This window comes from Phormidium sp. CCY1219, from assembly GCF_055795085.1.
In genome coordinates this window covers 1-3,456 of the sequence record NZ_JAYFEQ010000196.1, presented here as the reverse complement: position 1 = coordinate 3,456, position 3,456 = coordinate 1, and the positions used below count along the sequence as shown (strand labels likewise).

The 3,456-nt window shown below is 54.7% G+C and carries 2 protein-coding genes; both read right to left on the bottom strand.

Going from position 1 to position 3,456, the window contains the following annotated elements; translation table 11 throughout:
* The coding region (locus tag AC0QH1_RS01310; protein ID WP_324628941.1) for a CHAT domain-containing protein at positions 1 to 2,835 on the bottom strand (2,835 nt) is incomplete at its 3' end.
* A 38-nt stretch (positions 2,836 to 2,873) separates the two neighbouring features.
* On the bottom strand, positions 2,874 to 3,456 hold a 583-nt coding region (locus tag AC0QH1_RS01305; protein WP_324628940.1), incomplete at its 5' end, for a CHAT domain-containing protein.

Below are 3,456 nucleotides of genomic sequence, written 5' to 3'. Positions count from 1 at the left end.
GCGTCCCGTCTCGCAAGCAGAGAGGACGACTAAATCCGCATTGAGTTCCATGTCGAAGATTTCTCCTGCTGTGAGCAGTCCATCGTCGCTGCTGGTGGGGGTGAGGGCAATCCAACTGGCGATACCTCGGTTGGAATTGAAACTGCCGTGAGTGGCCAGGTGTATAAGCCGCGAGGAGCGCATTTGTTCTACTACGGCGGATTCGGTGGCGTCGGATCCAAGCAGAGGAGTGACATCCAGCAGTTGGGCGATATCCCGCGCTTCTTTTTCCGCGCCTAACAAGACGGTGAGTTGTTCCGGAGGGTCGCCTACAAAGGGCATGGTGGGATTGCCGACAATTAAGGCATTTCCCTGCGATCGCGGCTGGCGGGTCAGATCGAGCACTTGAATGGAAGGGGCAGTGAGAAGGGTATGCTTTTCGATGAGATGAGTGCCGTTTTCATCTTGCAAGGCGGGAAAGGGAACTAAGAATAAAGACCCTTGGGGAATGAAGATGACTTTTTCCTTTGGGTCGGTGGGGAGTAAATCGGCAATGGGTGAGATTAACAGTTGATAGAGTTCTTGCCATTGGCGCTGTTGCTGGGGGGAGATGGGGCGCGCATTCTCTTCCGCAGCTTGCCGATTGAATGCAGCACCGCGCCGATCGCTGCGAACTACCGTGGTTCCCGCCCACCCTTCGCTGACGCCGATATCGGAACGACAGGCAAGGTTGTCGAAGCAGCGGGCATAGCCTACCAATTTATCTAACGAAGTATCCCGCTCTTGCCACAAGGGTTTGAGGTCGCTGCGCCGGAAGTGTATCTCGCCGCTGGGTTGGATGACCCAGATATACAGTTCCGATTCGAGCAAGCGCTTCGCGTTGCCGACGGGGAAGGCTTCGCGAATGTAGGAATATTGCACGATGGTGGCATTTTGGGCGGCGGCAATTTGCTTGATTTGTGCGATTGTGGGCGCGGTGACGGTAGCGGCGGTGTCTGGGGTATCGCTGAGTCGTTGGGCGAGCAATTCTACAAAAGCTCTGGCGCGTCCTCGTTCGGAAATTTCCAGGGCGGTATCGGTTTGGTTTTGGGCGACGAGGGCGGTTTGTAGCAGTTCGTAAGTCCATTTCTGTCGTTCGAATAGGGAGATTTTTTGGGCGTCGGTTAACCCGGCACGCAATTGTTCGAACGCTTCAATGGAGGCGAGGAAGTATTCTGCGGCTTTTTCGTAGTCTTCCCGGGCGTCATACACCACCCCCAGGTTGTTGAGCGTGCCGCTTTCCCCGGCTTTATCCCCCAGCGATCGCCTGATTTCCAAGGCTTGCTGGTAGTATCGTTCCGCTTCGGTGTATGCTTCCCGATTCTGATAAATATTGCCCAAGTTGCTGAGTGTGCGAGCCACCCCGGCGCGATCGCCGACTTCTCGAGACCGGGCCAAGGAGTCCTGGTAGTATCGTTCCGCTTCCTCATACTTTCCCTGACGGGCGTAAATATTGCCCATTCCGTTCAGGGCGCTGCCTTCCCCTTCGCGATCGCCGATTTCGCGATAAATGGCTAAGGATTGCTGGTAGTATCGTTCCGCTTCCTCATACGCAGCTTGATTTTGGTAGACATTGGCTAAGTTGTTGAGGGTACCGGCTTCTCTCACGCTATCTTGGCTTTGCCGAAAAACGCTTAAGGAGTTCTGGAAGTATTCCTCCGCTTCGGCATACTCTCCCAAACGGGCATACACATTTCCCACGCCGTTAAGGGCGTTACCTTCTCCCGCCCAGTCCCCCAGCAGCCGATAAATCTCTAAGGCTTGCTGGAAGTGTCCGAGGGCTTTGGCATAGGCTCCCAGATTCTCGTAAACATTCCCCAGGTTGTTGAGGACATTGCCTTCCCCCGCCATATCCTCAAGTTCCCGTCTGATGGCTAAGGATTGCTGCAAGTATTGTTCTGCTCGCACGTACTCTCCCCGATTCAGGTCAACAACTCCCAGATAACCTAGGGCGCTGCCTTCCCCCGCTTTGTCGCCGAGTTGGCGGAAAATGGCTAAGGAGTCCTGAAAGGATTGTGCGGCTTGGGGATACGCGGCGAGAGTCTGGTAAACCGTTCCCAGACGCATGAGGACTTTGCTTTCTCCCGCCTTGTTCCCCATGTTCCGAAACAGGGCTAGGGCTTCCTGGAAATATTGTGCGGCTTGGGTATAGTTTGCCAGGTTTTGGTAAACAATTCCCAAGTTGCCCAGGGCATTGCTCTCCCCCGCCTCGTCCCCGAGACTTCGTTTAATCCCTAGGGCTTGCTCGAAGTATTCCGCCGCTTGGCGATAGTCTCCCAGGGTGGTGTAGGTCACGCCGAGGTTTTGCAGGGTGCTGCCTTCGGCTTCTCGATCGCCGATTTCGCGAAAAATCTCTAAGGCGTCCTGGAAATATTGTGCCGCACGGCTGTAGTCTTCTAAGTTGCGGTAGATTAGTCCCAGGTTGCCGAGGATGTTGCTGGCTGCAGGGCGATCGCCGATTTCCCGAAAAATCTCCACAGCTTCTTGCAAATATTGTGCCGCTAGGGTATAATGGGACAGATGGCGATAGGCAATTCCCAGGTTGCCGAGGGTGAGTGCCACGTCGCGGCGCTGGTTAATGGCGCGATAGATTTCCAGCGCTCCTTCCCAGGCCTGGATAGCCTCGCGCAATTGCCCTTGGCGATAGCGATCGCCTCCTTCCTGCCACAGGCGATCGGCTTCCCGTTTCCGCTCTTCCACCGTTTGAGCCGTGGCGAGCACACCGAAGGGCGATCGGGCGTTTGGATGCGGTGCCTGAGTGGCAACCAGCAGGAGTAAACTGAGGACGAATAACGTGAGAAACTTGGGTTGGATCATTTGTCAGTTGTCCTTTGTCATTGGTCATTTGTTCCGCCTCACTGCGCCTCCCCCATCAACGTAAATGCCGCCCAATTCTCGGGAGTGGGATACTGCTGCATGGTAGTCAGCATCGCCTGACGCAATGCCTGGGCTTTATTGCCACTGCTTTCCCAAGTTTGATAAAATTCTCGCATTAAGAAATAAGTGGCATCATCCGGCACTTTCCATAAGGATACCAGCACGCTGGCGGTGCCGGCAGACATCAAGGAACGGGATAATCCAATTACCCCATCGCCAGTGATTTTTCCGCGTCCCGTCTCGCAAGCAGAAAGTACCACTAAATCTGCATTCAGTTCCAGGTCGAAAATTTCCCCCGCAGTCAGCAAACCATCACCGATACTACCCCCCCTTTCCAAGGGGGGACTGGGGGGATTGGGAGTCAGGGCGATCCAACTTTCGATACCGCGATCGCCATCAAAACTGCCGTGAGTGGCTAGATGTATAATCCGCGAAGACTGCATTTTTTGCACCACTGCCGATTCCGTTGCTTGAGAACCGATCGGCGGCGTAACATTCAGCAGTTGTCCGATATCCCGCGCTTCTTTTTCCGCACCTAACAGAGGAGACAGTTGTTTCGGC